The sequence below is a fragment of the Ruegeria sp. BG11 genome, from assembly GCF_056538565.1.
Map to the genome: position 1 here is coordinate 189,901 of NZ_JBQFTH010000010.1, position 26,040 is coordinate 215,940.

At 53.1% G+C, this 26,040-nt stretch carries 18 protein-coding genes and 3 pseudogenes; 13 read left to right on the forward strand and 8 right to left on the reverse strand.

Annotated features, from left to right (window positions below; genetic code table 11):
• Positions 1–14: 14 nt before the first annotated feature.
• The 5 genes from ACR0JF_RS17125 to ACR0JF_RS17145 are packed head-to-tail and all read left to right on the forward strand — an operon-like array spanning position 15 to position 4,780.
• Entirely contained in the window at positions 15–1,169 is a 1,155-nt protein-coding gene (locus tag ACR0JF_RS17125; RefSeq protein WP_170662299.1) for an ABC transporter substrate-binding protein, read from the forward strand.
• A gap of 41 nt (positions 1,170–1,210) precedes the next feature.
• Positions 1,211–1,915, forward strand: coding sequence for an ABC transporter ATP-binding protein (locus tag ACR0JF_RS17130; RefSeq protein WP_170662300.1), 705 nt, complete (start codon positions 1,211–1,213; stop codon positions 1,913–1,915).
• 1 nt (position 1,916) lies between these two features.
• Positions 1,917–2,813 carry a branched-chain amino acid ABC transporter permease gene (locus tag ACR0JF_RS17135; RefSeq protein ID WP_170468390.1) on the forward strand — a complete coding sequence of 299 codons (897 nt, stop codon included), beginning with the start codon at positions 1,917–1,919 and terminating at the stop codon, positions 2,811–2,813.
• Positions 2,810–3,838, forward strand: a complete 1,029-nt coding sequence (locus ACR0JF_RS17140) for a branched-chain amino acid ABC transporter permease (RefSeq protein ID WP_170662302.1) — start codon at positions 2,810–2,812, stop codon at positions 3,836–3,838. The genes ACR0JF_RS17135 and ACR0JF_RS17140 overlap by 4 nt, the downstream gene beginning before the upstream one ends.
• Before the next feature lie 3 nt (positions 3,839–3,841).
• Positions 3,842–4,780 carry an acetamidase/formamidase family protein gene (locus ACR0JF_RS17145; protein ID WP_170662304.1) on the forward strand — a complete coding sequence of 313 codons (939 nt, stop codon included), beginning with the start codon at positions 3,842–3,844 and terminating at the stop codon, positions 4,778–4,780.
• Positions 4,781–4,940: 160 nt separating this feature from the next.
• Here the strand turns inward: ACR0JF_RS17145 and ACR0JF_RS17150 are convergent, their stop codons facing one another.
• Entirely contained in the window at positions 4,941–5,531 is a 591-nt protein-coding gene (locus ACR0JF_RS17150) for a TetR/AcrR family transcriptional regulator (protein WP_170662306.1), read from the reverse strand.
• Positions 5,532–5,649: 118 nt separating this feature from the next.
• On the opposite strand from ACR0JF_RS17150, the gene ACR0JF_RS17155 reads away from it, so the two are divergent.
• Entirely contained in the window at positions 5,650–6,597 is a 948-nt protein-coding gene (locus tag ACR0JF_RS17155) for an alpha/beta hydrolase (protein ID WP_170662308.1), read from the forward strand.
• 1,344 nt (positions 6,598–7,941) lie between these two features.
• Positions 7,942–9,142: pseudogene (locus ACR0JF_RS17160) on the forward strand (IS3 family transposase).
• 19 nt (positions 9,143–9,161) lie between these two features.
• Here the strand turns inward: ACR0JF_RS17160 and ACR0JF_RS17165 are convergent.
• The 4 genes from ACR0JF_RS17165 to ACR0JF_RS17180 all read right to left on the reverse strand — a co-directional run bounded on the left by ACR0JF_RS17165 (position 9,162) and on the right by ACR0JF_RS17180 (position 13,805).
• Positions 9,162–10,979, reverse strand: coding sequence for a methyltransferase domain-containing protein (locus ACR0JF_RS17165; protein ID WP_170747582.1), 1,818 nt, complete (start codon positions 10,977–10,979; stop codon positions 9,162–9,164).
• A gap of 77 nt (positions 10,980–11,056) precedes the next feature.
• Complete coding sequence (locus tag ACR0JF_RS17170; protein WP_170662312.1) at positions 11,057–11,917, reverse strand: DUF5672 family protein; 861 nt, start codon at positions 11,915–11,917, stop codon at positions 11,057–11,059.
• A 75-nt stretch (positions 11,918–11,992) separates the two neighbouring features.
• Positions 11,993–12,748, reverse strand: coding sequence for a class I SAM-dependent methyltransferase (locus ACR0JF_RS17175; RefSeq protein WP_480669580.1), 756 nt, complete (start codon positions 12,746–12,748; stop codon positions 11,993–11,995).
• A complete protein-coding gene (locus ACR0JF_RS17180) occupies positions 12,732–13,805 on the reverse strand; it encodes an ATP-grasp domain-containing protein (RefSeq protein WP_170662316.1) in 1,074 nt (357 codons plus the stop codon). The genes ACR0JF_RS17175 and ACR0JF_RS17180 overlap by 17 nt, the downstream gene beginning before the upstream one ends.
• Positions 13,806–13,941: 136 nt before the next feature.
• On the opposite strand from ACR0JF_RS17180, the gene ACR0JF_RS17185 reads away from it, so the two are divergent.
• Together ACR0JF_RS17185 and ACR0JF_RS17190 are read left to right on the forward strand one after the other, a co-directional pair.
• Positions 13,942–14,970, forward strand: a complete 1,029-nt coding sequence (locus ACR0JF_RS17185; RefSeq protein WP_480669581.1) for a DegT/DnrJ/EryC1/StrS family aminotransferase — start codon at positions 13,942–13,944, stop codon at positions 14,968–14,970.
• Between the two features lie 71 nt (positions 14,971–15,041).
• On the forward strand, positions 15,042–16,178 hold the full coding sequence (locus ACR0JF_RS17190) for a hypothetical protein (protein WP_170662320.1): 1,137 nt from the start codon (positions 15,042–15,044) through the stop codon (positions 16,176–16,178).
• A gap of 308 nt (positions 16,179–16,486) precedes the next feature.
• On the opposite strand, the pseudogene ACR0JF_RS17195 reads toward ACR0JF_RS17190, so the two are convergent.
• Positions 16,487–16,759: pseudogene (locus tag ACR0JF_RS17195) on the reverse strand (integrase core domain-containing protein); the annotation flags it as partial.
• A 946-nt stretch (positions 16,760–17,705) separates the two neighbouring features.
• On the opposite strand from ACR0JF_RS17195, the gene ACR0JF_RS17200 reads away from it, so the two are divergent.
• Positions 17,706–18,008 (forward strand): SH3 domain-containing protein, encoded by a 303-nt coding sequence (locus ACR0JF_RS17200; protein WP_170662324.1) that lies wholly within the window; start codon positions 17,706–17,708, stop codon positions 18,006–18,008.
• A gap of 418 nt (positions 18,009–18,426) precedes the next feature.
• On the opposite strand, the gene ACR0JF_RS17205 is transcribed toward ACR0JF_RS17200, so the two are convergent.
• Positions 18,427–20,340 carry a DUF3604 domain-containing protein gene (locus ACR0JF_RS17205; RefSeq protein WP_170662326.1) on the reverse strand — a complete coding sequence of 638 codons (1,914 nt, stop codon included), beginning with the start codon at positions 20,338–20,340 and terminating at the stop codon, positions 18,427–18,429.
• 405 nt (positions 20,341–20,745) lie between these two features.
• On the opposite strand from ACR0JF_RS17205, the gene ACR0JF_RS17210 reads away from it, so the two are divergent.
• From ACR0JF_RS17210 to ACR0JF_RS17220, 3 genes and pseudogenes are all read left to right on the forward strand, one after another.
• The gene (locus tag ACR0JF_RS17210) at positions 20,746–21,618 is read left to right on the forward strand and encodes an ABC transporter transmembrane domain-containing protein (protein WP_480669582.1); all 873 of its coding nucleotides are present in this window, start codon (positions 20,746–20,748) and stop codon (positions 21,616–21,618) included.
• Between the two features lie 48 nt (positions 21,619–21,666).
• Positions 21,667–22,434, forward strand: a pseudogene (locus ACR0JF_RS17215) (SLC13 family permease); the annotation flags it as partial.
• Between the two features lie 60 nt (positions 22,435–22,494).
• Positions 22,495–23,484: an SLC13 family permease gene (locus tag ACR0JF_RS17220; RefSeq protein WP_480669586.1), complete on the forward strand. Its 990-nt coding sequence runs from the start codon at positions 22,495–22,497 to the stop codon at positions 23,482–23,484.
• 573 nt (positions 23,485–24,057) lie between these two features.
• Here the strand turns inward: ACR0JF_RS17220 and ACR0JF_RS17225 are convergent.
• Positions 24,058–25,503: a phospholipase D-like domain-containing protein gene (locus tag ACR0JF_RS17225; protein WP_480669583.1), complete on the reverse strand. Its 1,446-nt coding sequence runs from the start codon at positions 25,501–25,503 to the stop codon at positions 24,058–24,060.
• Between the last annotated feature and the right edge of the window lie 537 nt (positions 25,504–26,040).

The following is a 26,040-nucleotide window of genomic DNA, read 5'->3' on the forward strand; positions in this document are numbered from 1 at the left end:
ACAGGAGAACAAGTATGAAGAAGTTGACCCTTACGACTCTGACCGCCATGAGCCTCGCCCTACCCGCGGTCGCCGAAGATACGATCAAGATCGGACTGGGCGTTCCGATGACAGGCGATCTGGCCATCTATTCCGAATACCTGGGCGCGCGCTGTATGGCGGATATGATCAACGCCGACGGTGGTGCTGGTGGCAAGCAGATCGAAGTCCTGGTGCAGGATTCCGCTGGCGACACGCAGGCCGCGATCTCACTGGCTCAGAAGTTTCTCGACGAAGGTGTTGTGATGCTGGGGACCACGCCGTTCTCGGACACGATGATCCCGGTGGCGCAGATCGCTCAGCCATACGGCGTTTCCATCTTCCAGCCGCAATCCACTCAAGTCGAGATGCACGCGGGCATCGTGGACAATTTCTTTACCGGCGTCTCGCCTGATCCGTTCACGGCAACGGCAGCTGCCAACCACGCGCTTAGCGAAGGGGTCAAGAACGTGGTTCTGCTGACCTCGGACGAAGGCGGGTCTTGGTCTGCCCGCACCCCGCTGTGGTTCGGTCAAGTGATCGAAGAGGGCGGCGGCAAGGTGCTGGCCAAGATGAATTTCAGCTTTGGCACATCGGACTGGTCGCCTCAGATCGCGGACATGAAAGCACTGGGGGAAGAGATCGACGCCGTCTATATTTCGTCGATCATGCCCGATATCGGTGTCCTCGTGCGGCAGTTGCGCAGCGCTGGTATCGACGCCTGGGTGGTCGGCTCGGACGGGTTTGACGATCCATCCCTGGACGCCGTCGCGGCTGATGATCCCGCAATCCTCGACAAGGTGTTTTTTGCCACGCTGGCCCCCAGCCATGACGAAAGCGCCGTGGTCAAGTTCATGGCGGACTGCAAAGAGTTGGGCCACGATGTGCCCGGCCTGTTCCCAGCCACCGGTGCCGACACGGTCAAGGCCGTTGCCTGGGCGGTCGAAACCTCAGGCAGCAGCGACCCGGCGGTGATTGCGGAAACGATCCGCACAGCCGACACGATCCCGGTGCTGACAGTCGACAGCATTTCGTTCAAGGACACGAAAACCTATGCCCAGCGCACGATACCTGTGATTGGCTATAAAGATGGCAAGCGGGTTCTCATCTCGAACGAAATTCCCGAAAACACACCGAAAGACTGGAACTGAGCCAAATGACGGGGGCGGTTCCAGCCCCCGTTTCAAATCCCATGCTGAATGTTGAAAACCTGATAGTTTCTCACGGTCCGATCGAGGCCGTGCACGGCATCTCTTTCGCCGTGGAGAAGGGCCGCTGTGTCTCCTTGCTGGGCCCCAATGGCGCGGGCAAGACCTCGACCATCTCGGCGCTGATGGGGGTGGTCAAGTCCTCAGGCCGGATCACCTTTGAAGGTGCCGATATCTCGGCCCTGCCTGTGGAGGCTCGAGTGCAGGCGGGTATGTCCGTGGCCCCCGAAGGGCGGCGGATATTCTCGAATCTGAGCGTCGAGGAAAATCTGGTGCTCGGCGGCGCCACACGTTCTGACCGAGCGGCCAAGGACACCGATATCGCCCACTGGCTTGAGACCTTTCCGATCCTTGGCGAACGCAGAGATCAACCCGCCGGCACCTTGTCGGGCGGTGAGCAGCAGATGCTGGCCATTTCCCGGGCCTTGATGACCCGACCCAAGATTCTGTTGCTGGACGAACCCAGCCTAGGTCTGGCCCCTAAGATCGTAAGCCAGATTTTCCAGATGATCGAACAGCTAAAAGCGCAAGGCATGACGATCCTGCTGGTCGAACAGAACGCAACGCAGGCGCTGCGCCTGTCGGACTACGCCTACCTTCTGAACAATGGGCGGATCGTGGCTGAGGGCACCAAGGAAACACTGGGCCAAAGCAGCGCGCTTATGGCGGAACTGACGGGGATCGCCTGACATGGAATACGTGGCCCAGCAGATGATGAACGCGCTCGCCTTTGGTGCGGAATATGCGCTGATTGCACTCGGTCTGGCGATTGTCTTTTCGATCATGGGGCTGGTGAACTTTGCCCATGGTGAGGTGATCGCAGTTGGCGGCTACACGATGGTGGCCTTTGCCGCACTGGCGCTGAACAACCCCTTAATAGTCATAGGCGGAGCGATCGCCGCTACGATCCTGATGTCCCTTCTGCTTGAACGCGTGGCGTTCCGACCCGTGCGATACGCGGACCCGACAACCGGTCTGCTGACCGCCTTTGGTGTCTCAATCATTCTGCAAAACGTGTTTCTGCTTGCGGTCTCACCACGCCCCGTGGCCGTGACATCGTTGTACTTCCTCGACTGGCCCGTGCAGCTTTTGGGCGTTCAGGTATCTTCACTTCAGGTGTTCGAGGCGGTGACGACGGTGCTGGTGATCGTCGGACTGATGCTGTTTCTAAAACGCACAACACTGGGTCTGGCCATGCGCGCCGCCTCGCTGGATTTTGAGATGGTCCGCATGGTCGGCGTCAAATCCAACAGAGTGTTTGCGGTGGCCTTCATGGTGTCGGGCCTACTGGCCGGGCTGGCCTGTATCTTCATCATGGCGCGGCGTGGATCGGTCGATCCGCATCTGGGGTTCAACCCGGTCCTCAAGGCCTTTGTGGCCTGCGTCGTTGGAGGGTTTGGCAGCCTGCCCGGAGCCGTGCTGGGCGGCTTTCTACTCGGCACGATTGAGGTCGCCATGCTGGTCCTTCTGCCGCAGGAATATGGCGGCATGAAAGACGCCTTTGTCTTTGGAATCATAGCCCTTGTTCTGGTTTGGAGGCCGGATGGCATCCTGTCACCCCCGACTGAGAAAGGGGACAAGATATGATCCTGAACCCCAGTCAGAAACGCGGGCTGGTGGGCGCTGCGATCCTGGCCGCCGTATTGATCGCGATTGGGCTGATCGTGACCTATTTCGGCTCTCGCTATCAGCTTCGACTGGTCTACAGCGCCTACGTGAACTTATTGGTCGTTCTGGCCATGCAGGTGTTCATGGGCAATGCGCGCCTGACCAACCTTAGCCACAGTGCCTTCATGGGGATCGGTGCCTATGTGGCCGCGATTTGCGTGACGCCGGTGACGGTCAAATCCATCTCTCTGCCGGATGCGCCTTGGGGGTTGAATGCCTTCTCGCTGGACCCGGTCAGTTCGGCGCTGCTTGCCATTGTGATCACCGCCGTTCTGGCCCTGATCGTTGGGCTGTTTGTCGTGCGCCTGACAGGGTCTGGCGTGACCATCTTTTCCCTTGCCGTCCTGGTCATCGTGCATTCGATATTCCTTTACCGAACGGATATTTTCAAAGGAAACCAAGCGTTTTTCGGCATTCCGCAGGTGTTCTCATTGACGTCTATCGTGATCTTATCCGTGTTCGTCGTGTTCATCGTGCGCCTGTTTCGCGAAAGCCGTTGGGGCATCCAGCTGCGTGCTTGCGCCGATGATGAGGTCGGAGCCGCCGCAATGGGTGTAAACATTCGCCGGTTACGCCTGATTGCTTGGGTCCTGTCAGCCATCCTGCTTGCAGTCGCCGGGATTGCTTACGCTTATTTCCTTGGCACGATCAGCGCACGGCCCTTCTATTTCAACCACGTCTTTCTGACACTCGCCATGCTGATCCTTGGAGGAATGCGGACAGTCACAGGTGCGGTTCTGGGCACGCTTTTGATCTCGTTCGGGTTGGAATGCGTGCGCTGGCTGGAAACCGGCCCGGTCCTGCTGGGCATCGACCTGCCCGAAGTGCTGGGCCTGTCGGGTATTGCACTGGGAACGGTCATCGTTCTGACTATGGCCCTGCGCCCCGGAGGGATCATGGGTGATCAAGAAATCGAAGACCTGGTTCTGAAAAAACAGGAGTAAGTCATGGGTTGCAATCACACTATTCACAAACACAACCACCATTTCGGTTGGGACAACTCCATCGAACCCGTCCTGAGCGTCGACCCCGGCGAGACCGTTGAGGTCGAAACCATCGACAGTTCGGGCGGGCAGTTGAACGCTTCCTCGACCCTGGCCGATCTGGGCAAGCTGTCTTTCGACGCGGTCAATCCGGTCACAGGGCCGATCCACATCAACGGGGCCGAGCTCGGCGATACCGTTGCCGTGACCTTTCTGGATTTCAAACCCTCGGGCTGGGGTTGGACCGCCAACATCCCCGGTTTTGGCCTGCTGACCGATCAGTTTCCCGACGCGGCGCTTCATATCTGGAACTATGATTCCACCGCGATGACCCCTGCTCTGTTCGGCCCGGGCGGGAAGGTACCGCTCAAGCCGTTCGTCGGCACAATCGGCCTGGCGCTGGCCGAGCCGGGCTTGCACTCCGTCGTCCCTCCGCGCCGTGTGGGCGGCAATCTGGACATCCGCGACAATTGCGTGGGCACAACGCTTTACCTCCCGGTCGAAGTGGCTGGTGGGATGTTGTCACTGGGGGACACCCATGCCGCACAAGGCGATGGTGAGATTTGCGGTACGGCCATCGAAAGCCCTATGGACGTGGCCATCAAAGTCGACCTTCTCAAAGGCGAAAACCTGCCCTATCCCCGGTTTGAAACCAACGGCCCCGTCACACGCCATTTCGATACCTCCGGCTACAAGGCGACGACAGGCATAGGCGAGGATCTCATGCAGGCCGCCCGCGATGCGGTGGCGGGCATGGTCGACTGGATCTCGGCCACGACGGGGATGTCAGCGCTTGATTCCTACATGCTCTGCTCGGTCTGCGGCGATCTGCGTATCAGTGAAATCGTGGATATCCCGAACTGGACGGTCTCATTCTACTTTCCGAAGACCGTTCTGGACTGAAGAATACGGCAACTCCTGAGTACCGGAGCTATTCCGTCGATGTCGGAAGCAGTCAGTCGTTCAAAATAGGTCAGAACATAAGCGATCTTTTCAGTAGGTGACCTTCGGCTTCGGTTCTTTCGCCATTGTGACGACCAGCGCAAAGCGTCTCACCAGCGGTTCAACTGCCCGGTTTGTAGTGCGCCATAAACATGGCAATGCAATCGTCCATTACGCCCTCGGGTGTCGGGTTCTCACCAAGGAAAAACTCTGGCCAGAAAAAGAAGTTTTTGACGAGTGCCAAGAGCTGGTTAGTCGCGAAGACCGGATCGGCTTTTCGGATTACGCCCGCGTCCATGGCTTCGCCGATCAACTGCGTCATCGGGTAGTCGAGCGTTTCTGTCTCCGTGAAGAATTTCCGAGAACGATCGAGGTCGCGGATCAGCTCTGAAAGGACCATGCGGTTTAGACCAATTGCTGTCTCTTCCGTTATGATCGAGATGTACCTCCAAAGAGCGTCTTTCAGCTGCTCAACGAAGTCACGACTTGGGTCATAGGCAACCGGCTGCATACTCCGGTTCTGCTCCAACATGATTTCTGAGATTGCTTCGAAGAGGGCCTCTTTGCTTTCGAAGTGGTTGTAGAGCGTGCGACTCGAAACATTTGCTTTTTGGGCGATTGAGGTCGTTCTGGCCCCCAGAAATCCTTGCTCCCGAAACTCATCGATTGCTGCATCTATGATATCTTTTCTTTTCTTTTCAGTACGTTTCACGGATTTCGCCTCAAAAGTAAAAAACTGTGTTTACAAACTTCACCCCCTCAACATAAGTAAACAAGGCGATTTACTTTAGCAATGCGCAATCCTGCTCGACCTCGAAAGGACCCAAACCATGACCTCCGAAACTTTCATCGCTGGCAAAAACGCAGTGACCTTTAAATCTTTTGGCGTGGATTTGGCCGGTGATCTCTACCTGCCCGAAGGTTTTGATGAGACCAAGACCTACAAGGCCATCGTGGGAGCCAGCCCGTTCCCGCAGGTCAAGGATCAAATACCTGCGACCTACGGCCCTGAAATGGCGGCACGCGGCTTCATCTATCTCGGCTTCGACTATCTGGGCATGGGCGATAGCCCCGCACTGCCCGGCGAATTCAAACAATCGCGCTACAATTTCCGCCTGATCGAAAACACCTGGGACGCGGTTTCGTACCTGGGTACGCTACCCTTCGTCGAAGAAATCTATGGCCTGGGCGTCTGTCAGGGTGGTCAGACCATCGCATCGGCAGCGGTGACAGACCACCGTATTAAGAAAATCGCTATGGTGTCGGGCATGATGGCCTCGGACGCGTTCCAGTGTACCAACCGCGATATGGCCAATCAGATGATCGACGCAGCAAATGCCTCGATGCAGAAGCAATATGAAACCGGCGAGCCAGACTACGTTGCACCGTTCGGCTTGAACGACGAAATGTCTCGTGAAGAGTTCACGGAAGCGGCCGCCTACCCAGACATGGCTGGCGAAACCTATGACTATTACGGCCGTGATGGTGCTAAGGGGCCGGTTGCAGTTCCCAACTATACCAACATGCACATTGCTGATCAGCCCATGCAGTCTTTGTTCTCAATTTGTGAAGCCTATGCGGACAAAATCGTGCAGCCCTCGCTGACCATCTACGGCACAAATGCCTCCACAGCGATCTGCTCGACCGCATTTGTCGAGAAACTGACCAATGACCACAAAGAGCTGGCGTTTGATGAATTCAGCCACGTAGACTTTTACTACAAGCCCGAGGCCGTGAATGCGTCGACCGATGCAGTGGCAGAGTTCTTCAACAATTAACGTGATGGAGTGCTTCGTTTGATTTGGTCCACCGTTCTGTTTGAGAAACGGTGGACCGCGAATGTCGAACAAGAGACACAAGCAAGAGGAAATAGTTCAGAAGCTGCGGCAAGTTGATGTGCTTGTCCGTCAGGGAATGACGCTTGCAGATGCGATCCGTGCAACTGGCCAATGTTCCGATGTTGGTACAAACCTCGCGAGATTTTGGTGTATACCTCCCAACTCGCACTAAAAAAGGTCTCAGCGATCAAAGACCCGGCGCCTTTTCTCACCTACAAACCCAAGAGTTTCTTTTTGTGGGCGCAAATGACCTTGCGTATGGGCGACAATACTGACGAAATGGGTCTCATTACCTTGCGGTTCATAACGGGTTTGATGCGCTAAGCAATTGAGACCCAAAGTCGATAGAATTCATCCTTGTTTTCAACGCCCATATTGACTGTACGAAGTCGCTGGATTTCTTTCTCAGAGAGATGCCCATGCCCTAAGGCTTCAGCTCTGCCTTGTAGAATGCACTGAACTCGATTTTTGAAACGTCGCCTATCATCCCAAGTTGGCAAGGCGCCATCCGATAACTCGCAAGCGACTTCATCGAAATCACCTCCGCCTAGATCAGCCAAGAGTTCATCATCTCCAACGAGTTCTTTGGCCAGTCGCGATTCGCACAATTTTTCAGGTATTCAGTAAACCTGTGCGTAAGAGCACCGTTTTCTAAGTTGGGATCAGTGACGAGTAAAATTTTGACGGTCCTCATAGCTGTTCTCTCATCTATCAAGTGAGACAAACCGACCGACAACGTGCCAAGGAGAAAAGATTTGAGAAGCAGCCAACGGTCGGCCCTAACTGGGGCCGATCAGAAAAACTGTATGAGGAAGATATGTTGCGGTGTCGCCATAGAATGAAACAGCCCCATTATTGGGCGCACGTCAATACCTTCGAATTTTTGATGCTGACTTATTAAGCGTCCGCTGAGAAAAACAGACGCGTTCCCGCCCCTATGAAAACAAGGGTGATTTGATACTTGGGCGAAAAAGATCTTGTCTTTGGGCAAAAATGGTCGCTGATTTGGGTCTCAATTGCTTGGTGCATCAGGTGTGGCGCTCCATCTGACATTACTTATCCGCACATGAAATACCTTCTTTCTTAGAGCGCGTGTATCACAGCGGCACGGTATACTGACCAAGAATTTCGTATCGAACTACCTTCTTTTTATGGAGCGACAGATTGCCGTGTCGCACCCGTTGAAAAGCTAGTCCCCACTCGGTTGCTTTAAAGACTGACCTGCCCCCGAAATTTCCCTCAATCTGATGTAGAGTTTGCTCAACCTTTTGAAGGAACAAACGGATGCGAAAGAGCCATTTTACCAAGGCACAGATTGTCGGGATGATCAAGGACCAAGAAGCCAGGATGCCGACGATCGAGATGTTTTGCAAGGACGGTCTCAACCAGGGCACGTTCTACATGTTCAAATCGATGTGTGGGGGTATGGAAGTGCCTGATGCTGCCGAGCTGAAGGTGCTGGAAGATGAGAACGCCAAGCTCAAGCGGTTGTGGGCGGACACCATGTTGAGCAATGTCGTTTTGAAGGACCGGCTGGGAACGATCTGGCGACATCAAGCGAACGGCAGGATGCAACGCTTCCAGAAATGCGGGATCACGACATCTCGCAACATCGGGCCTGCAAGATCTTTGGTTTCGGTCCCAAAACCGTCAGGCCCGACCGTCCGCCTGCCGACCCAGAGATACGCAAAGAGATGAAGGCTATTGCTGCCTAGCGGAGTCGGTTTGCCTTTCACCGGATCAACATGATGCTGGAACGCGAAGAGTGCGCAGTGAACCACAAAAAGCTATATTGGTTTCACACAGAGGCGAGGCTGGGCGTAAAGATGACGGGGCCGGAAACGGGCGTGTGGCTCGAGGACACCGATGCCTGAGGCGCTGAGGCCGGGCGAGCGCTGGTCTTTGGACTTCCTGTCCGACGCCTTCGAGGCATCGCGGAGGTTCAGTATTCTGTCGGCAAAGGATGATTGCTGCCGCGAGAACATGGGTTTGACGGCCGCCTCCTGCATCTCAGGTGACCGTGTTACGCTAGAACTGGACGCGCTTGTACGGCTCCATGGCAAACCGGCCAGCATTGTCAGTGACAATGGAACCGAGTTCACCAGCCGAGCGATCCTGAAATGAGCCAACGACAACGGCTTGGACTGGCACTACATAGATCCTTGCAAGCCCCAGCAGAATGCCTTCATCAAGTCATTCATTGGCAGCTTGCTGGATAAACTTCTGAACGAGGAGACGTTCGACAGTCTGGGTGACGCCCGCCGCAAATTGGCGCTCTGGCGATACGACTACTACAACCCTCTAAGGACATTGCTCTGCTATGCCTCACCCGGCAATGGTCAAGCCATACTCATCTCTCGGAAACCAGACGTCCGCCGTAACACGCCGGACGCTTGAGCAATGTGACGGCTCAGCGCCCGGCGCGTTCGCCCAAACCGACGACAGAGAATACGAAACCAAACCTGTAGACTCTCGTTATGAATAAGAGAGCCTCGGGGGGCAGGTCAATGCCTGCCGCGCCCGGTAAGTTTTCCAAAAAACAAGGATACCTTGAACTTGTTCCGAAACCATTTGCGGCGACGGCGAATCTGATTGATTATTTTCTTTTCTGAAGGTCGGGTTGGGAGGAAGTGTAGGCGGCTTTCAACAACCGGGTACCTGGATACAGCGTTCTGAAATTCCTTCTCGCGTGCCAAATACGTTTCAAGTTCGAATCTTGTGTATTCCAGGCCGAGATGCTTGGCGACCAAAACAACGATTTCAAGAATTTCCGTCGGCTGGCTGCTGTGGGACACAAGTTCCAAGTTTCTTAGTGAATCTGTCAGCCCGCGCGCAAAAAGAAACCCAAATCTCAGCGGCGTTTTTGATTGCCATTCAAGGTCGAAGAACTTGGTCGACCCATCTGCCTCAACAACAAGGTTTCTCGGCAACGCATCCAGAAGCCTTCCGGGAAGCTCTTCATCCTTGTCTGTCAGGACTTCGCCATCCTTTCCCGCTGCTGACAGCAACGCAGCAGCCCAGACCTGCGCCCAAGTTGCCAGATCTCCGATTTTCCAGTCTTCGTCGAGAAAGATTTTCTGAAATTCATCCGACCATAGTGTTCCCTCGGCGAAACCCTCATCCTCAAGGACATGGTTAAAATCAAGCTCTTGATCTTGCGGCACATCGGTCAGCAAACTGCGCTCGATGCGCAAGCCTTCAGGACCCTGAAATACCTTTGCCGATTTCAAGTATTCGTTCTTACGATTGCCATTGCCGTAATAAATGGCCAGCGCATCTTCTGGTTTCCGGATGGTATCATCTGATTTTGACGCAATCACTATGAAGGAATTGGCCATATCGGCGCCCAACCCGTTTTTCATAACTGATTTGACTGCGCCGGGCATCGAGAAGTTCTGAACAATTGGCTTTTGCCGGTCCGAGGCATTTGCTCCGGCAACCATTGGCGCAAACTGAGTAGCAACCGGCAAGGAGAGCGCCGGTTCGAACAATACCGCCTGGGGAAATTTATAATCCGGGAACGGGTAGGCGAATTCAACTTCAGTTAGCCCAGCTTGCACGATCCTGTTTTTGAGTTCTGCTCGTCCGAAGGTTACGATCGTATCGTCGGTATAGCGATCTTCGACACCAAACATCGATTTGCCATAATGATCTTCGGGATAGCCAGCGAAATATTTTAGCCCCAGTTGGTTTTCGATAGCGATGATCAAAACGCCGTCGGGCTCTAGTATGGTTGATACCGAGCGCAGCATTTGATCGACCGGGTCTGTATCGCTGCCGTCGGAAAAATACACCCTTGCATATTCCAGAACACCGATGAGAGTGATGGTCTTGAATCTAATATCAGGTTTGAAATCCTGAAAGTTTGCGTTGATGACCCGTACATTCTCCAGATCCCGGCACCGTTCACCGGTAATCGTCGCCCTGCGATTGCTGCCTTCCAGCGCATAGAGCGGGTACCCCTGTTCCCCGAGGAATCGGGTCAGAACACCGCAACCAGCTCCGATCTCTAGAATTGGCCCGTCCAGATGCTGGGTTATCGCGCGGAAGACGTTACAGCGTTGATGATGCAGGTGGTAAACGGACGGCCAGTCCTTCATGCCGCGTGACAATTCCGCCGATAGGACCGAACGATCCTTGGCAGACCTTATTGTGTCGAGCAGGTATTCTTCGTTTATATCGCCGTCAGAATATCCAAATTCCCCAGCGCGCGCCTTCAGTGTCCAGAGGTTCAGAGTCTGATCATAGCTGAAGTCGCTTTCCAGCCAAGCTGCCTGTGTAAGGTCTGTGTGGCCTGACATCTGCTTCTCCGGTATCGGCATGTTTTTGAACTCTTTATATCAGTGCCTCTCGTGTTGGCAATCGCACTGTACGCTGTTTGTCCAACAATGCGCCGCGTTCAACCGCTTTGTTTTTTGGTTTCGGCCAACCCCTCGCGGGCCCATTCCGGGAAATGTTCGCGCCAGAATAACGGTTCGTAAACCTCAAACGCATGGCACCCGAAAGGCAGCGCTTCGCCGTTTTCCTTGAACAGGTACTGCGGCAGGCATTCGAACGCGAATTTAAGAGCTGTTTCAGGAGGCGGCATGAAAAAAGCCGGTACCGCTTTGGCAATTTCCCCTGTCCAGACAACATCTTCGTACGGCCTTTTGGGTACAACAACGATGGTTCGGCCCAGTAATCCGGTGACAAAATTTGCGATGCGCATCAGGCCAAGCTTGCCAAGCAACCTTGTTCGCGAGGTGCTTTTGCAAAGCAATATCTGTTTCAAGGCATTTCGCGCACCTGCGACGTGCCGCAATGACAAACCGCCATTCATCATGCCAGAAAATTGCGGCGGAAACTCGGGCTTACCTTTGCCCTTGAACACCGGTGCGCCAACGAAATCAAAGCCGGCTCCCAACCAGTGTTTCAGATTGTCGGAAAATAAAAACGCATCGGTCTGGCAGATCAAAATGAAATCCTCGGTATTAAAGCGTTCATAGAACTCATCTTTGAGAAGTAGCCAGCTATAAGCGTGGACGTCTTTAAAAAAGCGATCATCAAAACACTCTACGTCGACTTCATTGCTGAGCGTGCCAGACAGCTCCTTGGCCGTGTCGGAAAGTAGATTTGCCTTGCTTGACGGACCAATGATTGCGGCCTTGAAACCTGAGACCAGGCTAAGGTTATGGCGGACGATCCGGGTCTCGAACTGCGTAAGCGACCGATACACGGGCACCAGTATTTTGCACGTCGCAGATGTATCGACAGTGTTCATAGCGGGGTTCTCATCTCATTACCTCGATGTGCCTATGAGCTATTGGGCCGGACCGGGCTCACACGCCGTAAGGACTCAGATCGCTTTGATGATAAACAGTGGACGGTTTGCAAACTCACCAAGGGCATCCAAACGGGCAAAATTGTTGTCGTTCTGCGCTTGATAGGCTTCGGTCTGAGGGTCATAGAGACCGACGGTCATATCCAAAGGTATTCCATCCAGACTTAAGGTAACGAAATCTAAGATTTCGCGTTTGGTGCCATGCGTGGTCAAGGGCAGTGCGCGGTCGCCTTTCCAGTTAAATCCCATTTGAAATACTGTCGTTTTACTATGAGAAACCACGTTTCTAAGCGCCTGACCCATCTCATGGAGCGCGTCTTGCTTGGCGGTTCCGGATTGGAAATCGTCGCCCAGATGATGTAGAACGTTGTAACAAAGGGCTACGTCATAGTCCGACAAGTCATAGGGACTGAAGTTGACGTATCGATTGGTTACGGTGATTTTTTCGGACAGCCCCAGCGCCTTGGCACAGCGGTGCAAAAATGTCGCGTGCCGTGCGTTGCCTTCAAGAGCATCCACATGTGAGGCGCCGTGGTCAATTGCGGCCAGCGTAAAATAGCCGGTATTAGCGCCGATATCAACGACCTTCGCCCCATCAAAGGAAACATGACTGCGCACAAAATCATCGCGTTTCGCCTCAAGCAGCTTGCGAGGCTTATAGCTGTCGGGGACATCGAACTGCGCATGAATCATGGGATGCAGTGCCTGGTAGTGAGAATGTTTTGACACCGCATTCAAATCGGCAAACAGTTTGTCAACTGAGTCTGGCATCCGCATAGTCCTTTCTTTCGAATACATCCCACGCATCTTGCCTCGCTATTGCTTCGTTCACGTCCAGGGCGCTTTCCAGCGCGTCCCATTCGGCCATTCCCCCCTTCCAGGCGTAATAGCAAGGGTTATCGGTCTTTCGGGAACTGGAACTTTCAAATTGGGGCAAGGACAGCTGAACGAAACGCTCCAGAATTCCCGGGCAAACATCAAGTGATAGCTGCAGCGGCCCCCAGAAACGCGGGTTTAGTTCAACAAAATAGTTGGTTTTTCCATTGCGCTTGATTTCGACCATGAAAGGTCCAAAATATCCCGCCTGTTTCAAGCGGGTCAAAAGCGCAGCTTGCAAATCGAACAGGTCGTCAGGAACTTCCGACTCTTCCCGTGCCAGAACGATTGATTTGCCATTTGGTTGTTGGCCGAGATTGCGTTGCCAAAAGCAGTCAAAAACTCCGTTACAGTCAATGCAGCCACATAGGTAGAGGCTTGCGCCCTCCACATACTTTTGCGCAAAATACACGGTCGGGTCGTGAGAGGGGCGGGCCTGCTCCAGTTCGACGTCATTTCTGCAGATGCGGGGGTAGAGAATTTTGCCGTCTCGCTTGTTTTCACGTGGCTTAAGAACACATGGCGCGGTTGCCTGATCCATTGCGATCTCTTGCGGTACCGTAATGCCGGGCACGCTTTGAAAGAAATCGCCCGCCGATTTCTTGTTGGTTATTTCTAGGTAGAGACCGGCATCTGGCAGTGGAAGGATATACCCCAGCGCTTCAGCCTCTTGACGGTTTTCCAGGAGAAACAGGTTGATAAATTCAGTCGTCGGGCAATAGATCAAATCCGCACCTCCGACGGCTCTGGAAATGTTGGCAAATAGCTGCAAGTCGACGGCTAACGTTTGTCGCGTGAAGACGATCCGGGTGCGGTACCGGCTATTTCTTATCGCGTCTGCTTCCGGACGCGCAGCGACAACAAAATCCAACCCGTTTTCATCGAAATAACGGCATAGTGCGATTGCGGCTCGGTCGTTGTGTCCTGAAAAAATCAGAAATTTTCTGCTCATCGCGTAACTCTAAGTAAAAGCCTTGACTGTCGGTGCTTTTTGCACAAGTTTCGGGCCTTCACCACTCAAATCTACGAGTACGGCGGGTATTCTTGTGAAACATTAACAGGCAGCAAACAAGGGCGGGCGTGAGCAATTGTTAAAGTTTATCGAAAACAAAACCCCGGATTATGATCGCGTTGCAAATCTGCTTAAGGCGAGTGCGGATCAAAACCACTGGGCCAATCGCGGGCCGGTTTATCGGTCGTTCCAAAACGCGGCGACCGCCCATAGCAATTTGCCCTCCGACGTCGTCGCGATCCCCTGCGCAAACGGCGGGCTGGCACTTGAAGCGCAAGCCAGGCTATTGGAACAAGATGCAGGTCGAAGACTGCAATGGGTGGTGTCATCTTTCAGCTTTCGCAACCTTGGCCGTGGCTTTTTTTCTTCTGCCACAGTGCTGGATTGCAATGAATGCGGCCTTTTAGATCTTGATCAGGTAAATTCCCGAAACGATCAGGACTGGGACGGAATGGTTGTCGTCAATCCGTTCGGAAGCGCAGGACCTGAAATGTTCGAGCCATTCATCGAACGCGCAAAATCGTCCGGCAAACACCTGCTTCTGGACAATTCCGCTGGTTTTGGGACCTCCATGCCGAACTGGCCATGGCAGGCAATCAGTTTACACCACACCAAACCATATGGCGTTGGAGAGGGCGGCTTGGCAATTGTACCGCGTGAGCGCGCAGAGAGCCTTTATACCCTATTTGACTACGGGGATCTGCCCAACCCGCCATCCGCATGGCTGAATAACGCCAAGATATCTGACATTTCCTGCGCCTTCTTATTGGACCGGCTGGAGACAGCCGAGAGCTGGCATCCGAACTATATCACTCAAGGGCACCGCATTGATCAACTTGCCGACCGCGCAGGTCTGAAACCATTGTTGCCAATGAATGATACGACACCCTGCATGAGCCGTGCATATCTGGCGGACCGTCCGTTTGCTCTCGGAGCGCTTGCCCGTGCCCAGCACGTTACTTTTGGCAAATATTATCAACCCGTTGCAGCGACACCTGTTGCTACTGATCTATACCGGCACCTGATCAACATTCCGACGCATTCGGATGTTGCCGGTTTGACTGATCAGGAAATAGTGTCGGACCTTCGACGGATTCTTGCATAAATTGCCTCGGGTAAGTTGTCTCTAACTCTGGTTGGAAAGCACGGTTTTTTGCTTTTCGGGTGTATAAATAAATGAACGATGACTTGTTCGCTGACTTTTCGAACGCGGCTACAGGCGCGGCTTTTAAGTGCCCCGAATCCTTGACCCCGGAGTCACTGGAGAACTTCTCAGACGCTGTGGAAGACATGCTCCTCGCTGTTCAAATGGACCATCTCGCAAACAGCCGGTTCCGCCGCTTGTTTATGAACAGGTTGACCCGCTCGAAGCTGCGTGCCCCAGTTCGAAAATACTGCCGTGAAATCCTAAGCCGCGATTTTGCATCTTATGTAGATGAGAAACTGGAAATCTTGCCGATTGAAAACGTCCGGTCGGAGGGTAAGAACCCATATTTCATCAAGATAAATCACGGGTTCTGGGAGCAGATTTTAAGGATCGGATGGCGTAAAAAACCAGAAGAAATCGGGCGCCCAATTGCTCCGGGTCACTACAGACGGATATATATTAACACGTGCTTTACGCAGGCGCTGATTGAAGGTATGAGATCTTGCGCCACGATCACTGACCAGAACATCCGCTTTGATACCATTGATTTTGGTTTCAGCCTGAACAATGGCATGCTGACACATCGCGAGATTCTGGATGGGTTTGAAACCTTGAGCGAAGAAGATCGTATCATCGGGCGCGGTGCAATCGGTGGACTGCTGGCGTTCATGGAGCGCGGCCTAGGGATGACATCGGGGCGCTTTATGGATGGCGGATTTCCAAAGCTAACATTTCAAAGCGGCAAATTGGCCGCGATGATCGAGCGTTGCACGTACCAATTCGACAGAATCGTATATGTCGTTCCTCCGCATCTGCAAAACATTCGGACCGCTACGGGCCGCGACATCGCGCAGACCGTTTATCAGATTTCCGGAAATAAGCTTTTGTTGTCGTGGCTTCCCACACTGTATCTGACCGCACAGGGAATCTCGCAAATGCTTACCGCAGGCGAGAAGGTTCTGGTTATTACGCAATCTGCGGTATTCAGCGCAATGCTTGGGCTCTATCTTCATGACTTAGGCAAGCTCTTCGATGCCACAAATTTGCCGATATCGTTTCTGGATCTCGGTCAGGTTCTGGACATGGCGAACCCGATATCAGCTGCCGGATGGGTGAAGGTTTATCAGCCAGATGAGACGCTTTCTCCGTTTTTGGTGACATCTTAGCCTTGGAACCTTATTAGGTTAACTTGATCGGGTTTTACCGGGTTTGTAGCCAACTTTTGGAACGGCCAAAGCCATGGATTTACCGAGCACACTTATACTGCGATCTCGGTAAAAAGCCGAAAACCAGAGTTCGTAGTACTGGGGAAATTGCCGCTTCCGAACCATGTTGGCTACTTTCGGTCGTCAGGGATTTTGGGACAGATGGTGGCGTGATCTAAGAAAGGATCTGGCTCATTTGATTGTTGTGATAATGCGGCGGATTTGCGGTGAAGCAATCGTCGGGTTTCGATGGTCTTCAGTTTGATCTTTTATCGCTGTTTCAGAATGGTCTGGCAGCGCCCTAAGCAGACATCGGCCGGGGTTAGGTTTTGCAGGTTCTCGTGATAGCGCCGGTGATTGTAATGATCGAAAAAGGCATCGACCTGCTGCGTTAGATCACCGAGCAGGTAGTAATTTTCCAGCAAGATGCGGTTTTTGAAGGTCTGTTGCCAGCGCTCGATCTTCCCCTGAGTTTGAGGATGATACGGAGCGCATCGACCATGATCCACCTGTCGGATCTCCAGCCAATCGGCCAACTCACTGAAACGGCTTTGGCGGTCTCGGGTTTCAGCGAATTTTTAATCAGTGCGTCCACGTGTGTTTTCTCCATCTGCTCGAGGACGGTGAGCAACGCGGCTGCGTGCTTCACGGCGTCGAGCGGGAGGTCGGTTCGCAGCGACAGGTAAAGGAACTGGTTTGATAGATTTTTTGGCAGGCGTTTTCGGAAACAATAAATACGACCGCGGCGTATGAGGTAGGGGCCAGCATGGTAACGGGGTTAGAGCAACCGACCGCCGGGTCGATTACTGGCTGGCTGTGTCACAGCATGTGTCAAAATTTCCGAATGCCGTGACACATCGAATCTTCCGGGGGCTCTATCGCCCCTTATTTTCCTGGCTTTTTGAAGATTGAGCATAAGCGTGCACGAATCAGCATTTTCTTGCATATGTTGTTCTAAAATATCTATTTAAAACATCATCTTAATGATAATCGAGATTAACGAGACACCATAATCGTGCAACGCATGAAGCATAAGCATGCAAGCGTAAAATCAGGAAGCATAGGCGCCCAAATCTAGAACAAAGAACAACACCACTGCAAGTGCCAGAACATGCCGTAAATATTTAAACTATACCAGGACATCCCAGATTTGACGGACTTTCGCGAGCATTGCATCTCGAAGACTTTTTCGAGGACTCCCTATTGCTCCGAAAGCGGATGTTGAGATGACTCCGGCCAACCTTTGCTTTTTGCGGGCGAGATACGTTTCGCCGTCGCGAAGTATCCCGACTGTATTATGTCAGTAATGCGGGCAGACGCTCATCAATGACGCAGTACCGGCAGGAGCGAGCCCAAACCTGACCTTAGGCATACTCAAGAATCTTAGTTCAATGGTCGGTTTGAACGTGCGCATTCTTTGGTTAGGGAGTTACGCTTGATGATCAGAGGCGCTAAGATCGCAGTTGAGGAAACAGGCAGGTTAACGTTATGCGAAGTGCAATCTTCTTGCCCTTAGTGGCGTTTTTTCTAGGCACCATTGTCTTAACTCATTCCGCAACGGCAGCTTCTCTTGGACAGTACGAGGTTTTTGGCGTTGAAGACGGAGACATGCTCAAATTGCGTGCAGGACCGGGAATAGGGTTCAACGTGATAGTGGGCCTTCCAAATGGAACCGCTTTACGAGTTCACAGTTGCGAACAGACCGGCGACACCCGTTGGTGCCGTGTGTCCTTGCAACGTGCGCGTGGTCTAAAGGGATTTGTCTCTTGGGCATATTTGCGAAAGCTATGAGTTTAGCTTTGTCGCGGTGCCACCTTAGCTGTCCAGGCTTTTTCAGAACAACCAAAATTGAGTTGGTCAAGGTGATGTCCTAGCTTCGGCCAATAATCGCGCGCATAGTAGCCATTCGACCGAATGGCGGCGAATGACTGCATCGAGCCCAAGGTGCAAATTGCTGCACCGTGCATTAATGCCGGCAAGACGCAGAAAGCAGACTTTGAAAAGTTCAGCGTGCGGTCAACAGCAGTTGTAGCTACAGGTTCAAATACGCCGACGCACCTTCATCAGACCAGTCGTTCGTTCTATCCACCAAAGCGAGAGGCGGGCGCACTCGCGATATGGGGGCATCTCATCCAATAGGGTTGAATCCTAGTAAAACCCCTGGCGGTCTAAGCGAACCATGAGTGGTTTGCCATCTAAACTAAGTCAACTATTCGGCGCTATACCATATCGGTGACGTGTAAGCACGGTCTTGGACTTCTGCCGGGACAGCTTCAGGCAACGGGATATCATAGAAAGCTGCGTCAATAGTCGTCCAACGTGGCTTTGGAATTTCGATCACTCTCACGTAGTAAAACGCATTGTTGTCCGGATCAAAATCTGGGTCTTGCCAATACGCGGCGAGTTCCACGGAGCCGATTGAGTTGCTGTATGTCGCGTTTTCAATGTCTACCGTCGAGCCCACTGGTTCGCGGGCGCGACCATCCCCTCCAATTTCTCGTCCATCGGACACGGCCGCGTCAAAAATCCGCTCATGAGTTTCGCCACTTTCATCAATCCAGCCTTTGATGATTTGGACACGGTCGAGGTTCGCGCCATCCGGATCGCGCAGCGCACGGATCAGGAAGCCGGGAGATACCCCATCAGGCGCGTTCTTCAAGTCACCGCCCATTGGCACGCCGTTCTGATATCCATTGGACACAAAATCCGAGGCGTACAGATCGTCGGCATCGAAACCCCAGCCGCCAAAGACGCGGACTCGCATTCTCGGCCCGGTTGTAGCGTAGGCTTCCTTGCGCTTGATCGCACCGTGGACTTCTTCACGCGTGTTTTCTCGAGCCCATACAGCCGTAAGACCCGCAGCCGACTCTTGGGCCGTAATGATACGCAATGCCGGGTCTTCGGCAGGGATTACATCGAAGTTGTGACGGTTCGCCGAAGGCTCTGTGTGCTGGTACTTACCAAAGTAGTTGTCCTCCCGCGTGGTCGGGAGCGCGGTGTGCGTGTCCGTCGTACCGTAGAAGCCGAACTTGAACGGGTTCACGCCCGTCTCCCGCTGAACTTCAAGCCCGACCTTCAAAGCGGAGCGCCCATATTCATAGCGCAGCATTTCAGGTTTCTTTGCGACTGTTCCAGAGATATTCGCAACGTCCCAGGTTTCGAAATCCGCGAACTCATCATCAGGTGACAGGAATGGGTGGGTTTCCTCATCACCCTTGATCTGGGTCACCTCATGCATCGGCTCCCAACGAATACGTTTGGCGGCGTATTCTGCGTCCATGGGCGTTCCGTCAAACTTGGTGGGTGCGAACATTATTCCGTTGGATACATTCCCGTTATGCGGAACGGAAATGGCGCTTCCGCCCGTCGCTTCCTCATAAGCAGCCAGATAGTCCCAAAGCGGCTCGGGATCTTCGCTTTCAAAATAGGTATATGGGCGTGTGCGGCTGGTCTTGTCGGCCCCATCTCCGAAGATCACGACGCGGTGCAGGTTGTCTCCGCGCGGTGTGGATGTCCATTCGTAACCCGCAAGCGATGTAAAGACGCCGGGTTCGTAGTATTCGTCGACCGTTTCTACGATTTGTTGCCAGAGGTCACCGTCCAAATCCAATCCAGCGGTCGGGTCTCGCCCTTCGATTGAAGCGATTTCGATGATATCAGCAAACGCTTCCATCCGACCTTCTTGCCCAGAATTGAACCTTTCGTAGGTCAAGCGACCCCAATCGTCAGCCAAAAGCCGAGGGTCAGCTGCACGAACGGCGGTTGCAAGTCCCAACATCTCCGCGTGTTCAGTAATCGCGAGGAAATCGAGTGGCCTGATGAGCTGTACAGGTTGTCCGGTATTTGAAGTTATCCGCTCCCCTCGCGCCACGCGGAAGGCGTCGTGGATATTCAAGGACGTCCCGACAAGCCCTGCGTCGAACGAGATTTCTGTGTGGAAATGTAAATCACCGAAGAGAACCTGATCGGGATAAGCGCGATCAACAAAAGGAGAATATGTTTGCGTAGGAACCGCAGTATCCGGAGGCACTTCGCCTTCGAAGCCAGCGGCTTGCGTTCCCAATGAAAGCGCTAAGGCTGTTGCAGCATACAACAATATCGTGGGTTCAAAATGAGTTCTCATGACTGCTCCCCCAAACACTAAAACTAGCGACGCAGTGTATGGAAAAATATGCAAAAAATCAAATATACGGGTGGGAGAGGCGCGCGCTCCGGAATCCGCACTTAGGGTTTAGAGTGGTGAACGTGCACAGCAGTTGGCAAGGCTGCGCGAGGTCAGAACTGGGGATCAGTGGCCGTCCCTATATTCACAAAATCAAGTCAAAGCGGTTGATCTTTCAAGAATTCGCGGCTTCGAAATTCATCGCGCCCGCTGATTGGTGACGCATCTTTTTATGCGAATGGAATTGAGTGTTACAGTGCGTTTACAACACCTGCATCGTTCAGCACGGGTGCCGCAAGAAAGTTAGGGGAACGTGAAGTGATTGAATTTTATAGATCCATTTGGAGAACAACGGGACAGCGTCAGGTGGTCAACATCCTTCTGTCGCTGGCTATTGCCGCTCTAGCGGCGTTTCCTCTGAACTATCAAAAGGAAATCGTGAACGGTCTGACCGAAAAGAACATTAGCCCCGCAGGATTGCTGTGGCTCGGCGTTGCAATGGGTGGAGTGATCATCCTGAGCCTGGCGCTGAAATGGGTGCTGGGTTACCTATCGAGCGTTCTGGGCGAAGACATGATCCGCAAACTGCGCAAGCGCATTTGCAATCTGTCGCGCGAAATCCCCGCAGGGGCCGAGAAAGTTGCCTATGGTGCCAAGGCCACAATGGTGTCGGCCGAAGCCGAACAAGTTGGAAAGTTCTCTGGTAGCGCTCTGTCTGAACCAATCGTACAGGCCGGAACCCTAGTTGTGATTGTCGGGTATATTGCGGCCAATCAACCCTCTCTGGGACTGATTGCAATTGGTATGATTATCCCTCAGGTTTTTATTGTCCTTTTCGTCCAGATGCGCGTGAACTGCCTTGTGTCAGACAGGGTTCACACATTGCGCAAAGCCACCAACTGGCTTGTTGACCCTGATTGCTCGGCCGCAGAGATCAATCCTAAATTTGACGAGATCTACGATACCCGCTCTCGGATATTCGTCTGGAAGCTGTCTTCGAAATTTGTACTCAGCGCCATTAACGGCGCCGGGACAGTGGGGGTTCTCGTCGTGGGTGGTTGGCAGGTCTTGGAGGGTAACACGGATGTCGGTACGGTCGTCGCAGCCACCGTAGGTTTGACGCGTCTCCAGGGCCCGACCCGGCAGCTGATAGCCTTTTATCGACAGGTCAGTGCAACAGCTGTGAAATTTGAATTGCTGCGGCAAGCAGGCGTAGATATGGCTGACGCAGCCAATTGAACTTTACCCGGCTCGATTGCCGGCCTGTTGTTTCAAGAGGATAAAGCAATGACCAATGAGGCCGGTTTTGTCTTTGTGTTGATTGCCGTCGCTGGTGTGCTGATGGCAAGCAATCGGGTTCGCTATGACTTTGTCGCCTTGATAGTGGTCATCGCACTTGCCTTGAGCGGCACGCTGACAATCGGGGAAAGCCTCTCGGGCTTCGGAAACAGCGTGGTTATCCTTGTGGCGTGCCTTCTGGTGCTGGGGGAAATGCTGGACAGAACCGGTGTGGCACGCGCGGTTGGTGACGCAATCATGCGCTACGGTGGCAGCCGAGAGACTAATCTTCTGATCCTGATAATGGTTAGCACCGCCCTTTTGGGAAGCGTCATGAGTTCGACGGCAGTTGTCGCTATTTTTATTCCAATCATTCTGCGTATTTCCCAACAGACCGGAAACGACAAGGCGCGGCTTCTGATGCCGATGTCTTTTGCCGCTTTGATCAGCGGCATGCTGACCCTAATCGCCACACCGCCAAATCTGGTCGTCAGCGATTAACTGGTTGCTCAGGGCTATCAGCCTTTGGGTCTGTTTTCCTTTTTCCTGATCGGCGCACTCGTTCTTTTGGTTGCCGTTGTTTTCATCCTGTTTTGGGGCCGGCATCGTCTTCGGTCAGCCACGGAAGCCCAGGAAGAGGACTTGACGACGACCGGGACAACCCTTGCCGGGATGTGGCAGTCTTTTGATCTCCATAAGCTGTCTGAGACTCTTGTGGTCGCCAAGAAAGTTCCTGCGGAAGACGTCGCCGCGATGATCGGAGCCGAGGCCAATATAGTGATCCGGCTGCGGTTAGGTGCAATAGGTAGGCTCATCCCTGCAATGTTCCGCACTGGGATGGAGTTGCTACGCGGGGATCGCATCTTAGTGCGCGGCCCGGAGGAGACGCTAAAAACCCTCGTGCAGCGATCTGATTTTTCTGAGCGCATCGACCCTGCAAAATCGATCGAAGCATGGATTGAAGAGATCGGGTTTTCCGATGTTTTGGTTCATCCAGAGTCCCCTTTGATTGGCAAACCTGTGAGCAATGGACTCGGCATAGAGGTGAACGACGTCGAGACCGTCGCGTTGGTCAGAGATGGCGAACCTGTCGAGGATGTATCGGAGGCAACGTTGCAATCCGGGGATCGACTACTGATCGCCGGACCTTGGGACGCGTTGGATCGGGCCGTCAAACGGCACGACTCGCTCGTTCTGCTGTCATTTCCACAGGAACGGCAATCCATACCACCTGCGGCCTCAGGGTTCTGGACCGCGATTTTTATTATGTCCGCAATGATCGCCGCCACTTTGTTTGAGCTTGTTTCGATCACCGCCGCGGTACTGATAGCCGCCGTCGCAGCAGTTGTGTTTCGCACGCTATCTGCCGAGGACGCCTATCGCGCCGTCAAGCTTCCAAGCCTCGTTCTTATTGCGGGGATGCTACCCTTGGCGGACGCTCTGCAAGTTACTGGTGGATCCGACATAATTGTCGATCAGCTGCTGTACCTTGTCGGCGATGCCAGCCCGCGAGCGGTAATGTCTGCCATCTTCGTGTTGACCGCTTTGCTGGGTTTGGTTCTTTCCAATACGGCGTCCGCCGTACTCGTGGCGCCCATTGCGATATCTGCGGCTGAAGCACTTGGAATTTCACCCTATCCGGTGGCGCTGTGCGTGTTGATTGCTGCGTCGGCTTCCTTTTCTACGCCCATTTCAACGCCCGTGGTCACCTTGGTTGTTGCACCTGGAGGCTACAGTTTTTCCGATTTTCTAAAACTTGGTTTACCGCTGACCATGCTGACCGGAATAGCCGCCGTGACAATCGCGCCGATACTGTTTCCGTATTAAAGTGATCGACAAAGCTATTTGTCGTCGTCTTCATTGCGATTGCGGCCCGGTGCCCGCCACCAAGGCATGGCGCCCCAAGCCACAAGAAAGACGGTAACTATTGCGCCGATAATAAATGCCATACCAAGAATGCAACGGCACAAAAGTTGTTAAAAAATGCCAATTGCCGCTGATGATCTGCCATTCGGCGCAAAGCTGGGTAGAGGGCTCTTTTGAAGTTCAATTTGTTTGTAGGCACTGAAAATGATAGTGTTGGTGATCACATTGGAGGCCAGAGATACAATGTCTGCCAACAACACTGATCCCGACAACAAAGGTTCGCGCCATCGTGCTCCTCTCTTAGGAATGTCTGGAGTGGTCGTTTTCGCCGCTTTGGTATTCGTTGCGTTGTTGTTCTACTTGTTTACGCGCTCTGACGGACCCACGCGTGTCGCACCTGCAGCACCAGAAACAACGCAGAGCGACTGAGATCGCAACTCGGCAATTCGCGAATTCTTGTTTGGTTAAACGTAGATCTTCTTTTGAACCAAACTCCTCCAGAAATGCATCTGGGGGCAAACTAAGCTTTGCCTGCTACAGATAGGGAGAGAGTAACCGCGCCAGCCCGTTGCGCAATCTGGCCCAAAGCGGGAGATCATTGATCTCTTCAAGTTTAATTTCCCGAGCGCCAAGTGCTTTTGAGTCCAGGATAGCATGGAGCTCTTCCGACAGCTTTCGGTGATAGCATTCAACATTGAACTCAAAATTCAATCGCAGGCTTCTGGGATCCCAATTTGTGCTCCCAACAAGAGCCCAGACATCGTCCACGAGCATGAGTTTCGTATGATCGAACGGTGGCTTGGTAAAGAAAACACGGCAACCATGTTCCAAAATTTGCCCGATCTGACCCATGGCCGCCCACTCGACAATCTTCACGTTGTTGTCGGAAGGGAGGTAGACTTCAACCTTGATGCCACGGAGGGCCGCCACTGAAAGGGCTTCTATAAGACGAGAATCCGGCAAGAAGTAAGGGCTAACAATGCGTGCGCGTTCTCGCGCGGCCGACAGCGCCGCAAAAATGAGTTTACTGAGCGTCTCGAAATCCTCGTCTGGTCCGTGCGAAATCCCCCGCGACCAGACTGTGCCATGGCGCACAAGCTCAGGAAACCATGCCGGGCCACTCAACTGCTCACCTGTGGTGAAGGCCCAGTCCGTAACGAATACTTGCTTAAAGTGGCTTACCACCGGCCCCTCAAACTTGAAGTGCAGGCATTGTGTTGGTCCCTCAGGATTGAGGTTCAGGCAATGAGCTTCGCGAATATTGGTTCCGCCTGTGAATCCTATGCAGCCATCTACAACAAGGATTTTTCTGTGGTTTCTCAAATTTGAGAAGCGGCGTGAGGAGAACCCACTTGTGGGAAGAAAGCTCGCTGCTTCAACCCCGACCTCTTTCAATCGAGTGACCATGTTCTCCTTACTGTAGCGCGCGCCAACGCAGTCGATAAGAACGCGCACCTCCACGTCTCGGTCCTTGGCGCTAACAAGAGCATTCAGGAACTTCTCTCCAGCTCGGTCGCTGTCAAAAATATAGCTCAGCAAGCCAACGGAAAACTTGGCGGCATCAATAGCCGCAATCATATCCGGATAGGCCTCGTCACCGTCCCGCAGACAATGAACCGTGTTTCCTGGCAGAAGCGGCTTTGCGCTAAGACCTTCCCCTGCGCGGGCTAACCCGGCAATGTTAGGAAGTTGAGCATTGGCCTCTTCAAACAAAACCCTCTCGCTTTCCGAGAGCGAGAAACTGGGAATTTGACGGATAATATCTGATAGGCCCATCCGCGTTCCGGCCCGGTGGATGCGATTAACGCCCAAGAGGATATAGGCCAACGAACCCACAAACGGCGCAAGCCAAGCAAGCGCTGACCAGCCGATTGCGGCACGAGTATCTCGCTTTTTCAAAACGGCGTGCATAGTGACGCCAAGAGCCAATGTGATCTGGGCAAGCGTGGCCAGAAATGCCCACAGGTAGACGAGACTCAAAACACGACTCCCCAAATTCAGCTATTTCACTTTAAGCTTCACTTTAACTATTTTGATCAGCGACAGCGCAGAAAGTTTGGGTAAAATACGCATCGAACCCGCAACTTATGTCCCAGAATTCGCGCTTGACGTACCTCATACGCCCTATTCGAGCGAATACAAACACCAATTTGGCTCCTATTGCGGATCTGGATGAAAGGTGCCGAGAACGTCCACTATCCGCTCAGCATACGCAGCGGGCATGTCTGCTTTGGGCTGCGCCCGGTCACAGATGAATAGAGCAACGGGCTGACACTTTCAGAATGGATATTGCAAAGTAAACCTTTGTGCGAAACGCGAAACGCGCTAACTATTTCACCTTAATTCTAGGTTTCGCCAACCGATAAGATAGTTTGTTCAGTCAATATCTTTCGACTCCAGTTTGGGAACTTGCAGGTTTAGCAAAATGCCCAGGCACAAGTTTTGGTCACAAAAATCTTTTCGTCTGTTAATTTTGGTTCAGAGGAATTGGTTTAGCTAAAAGGATCACATCGACTG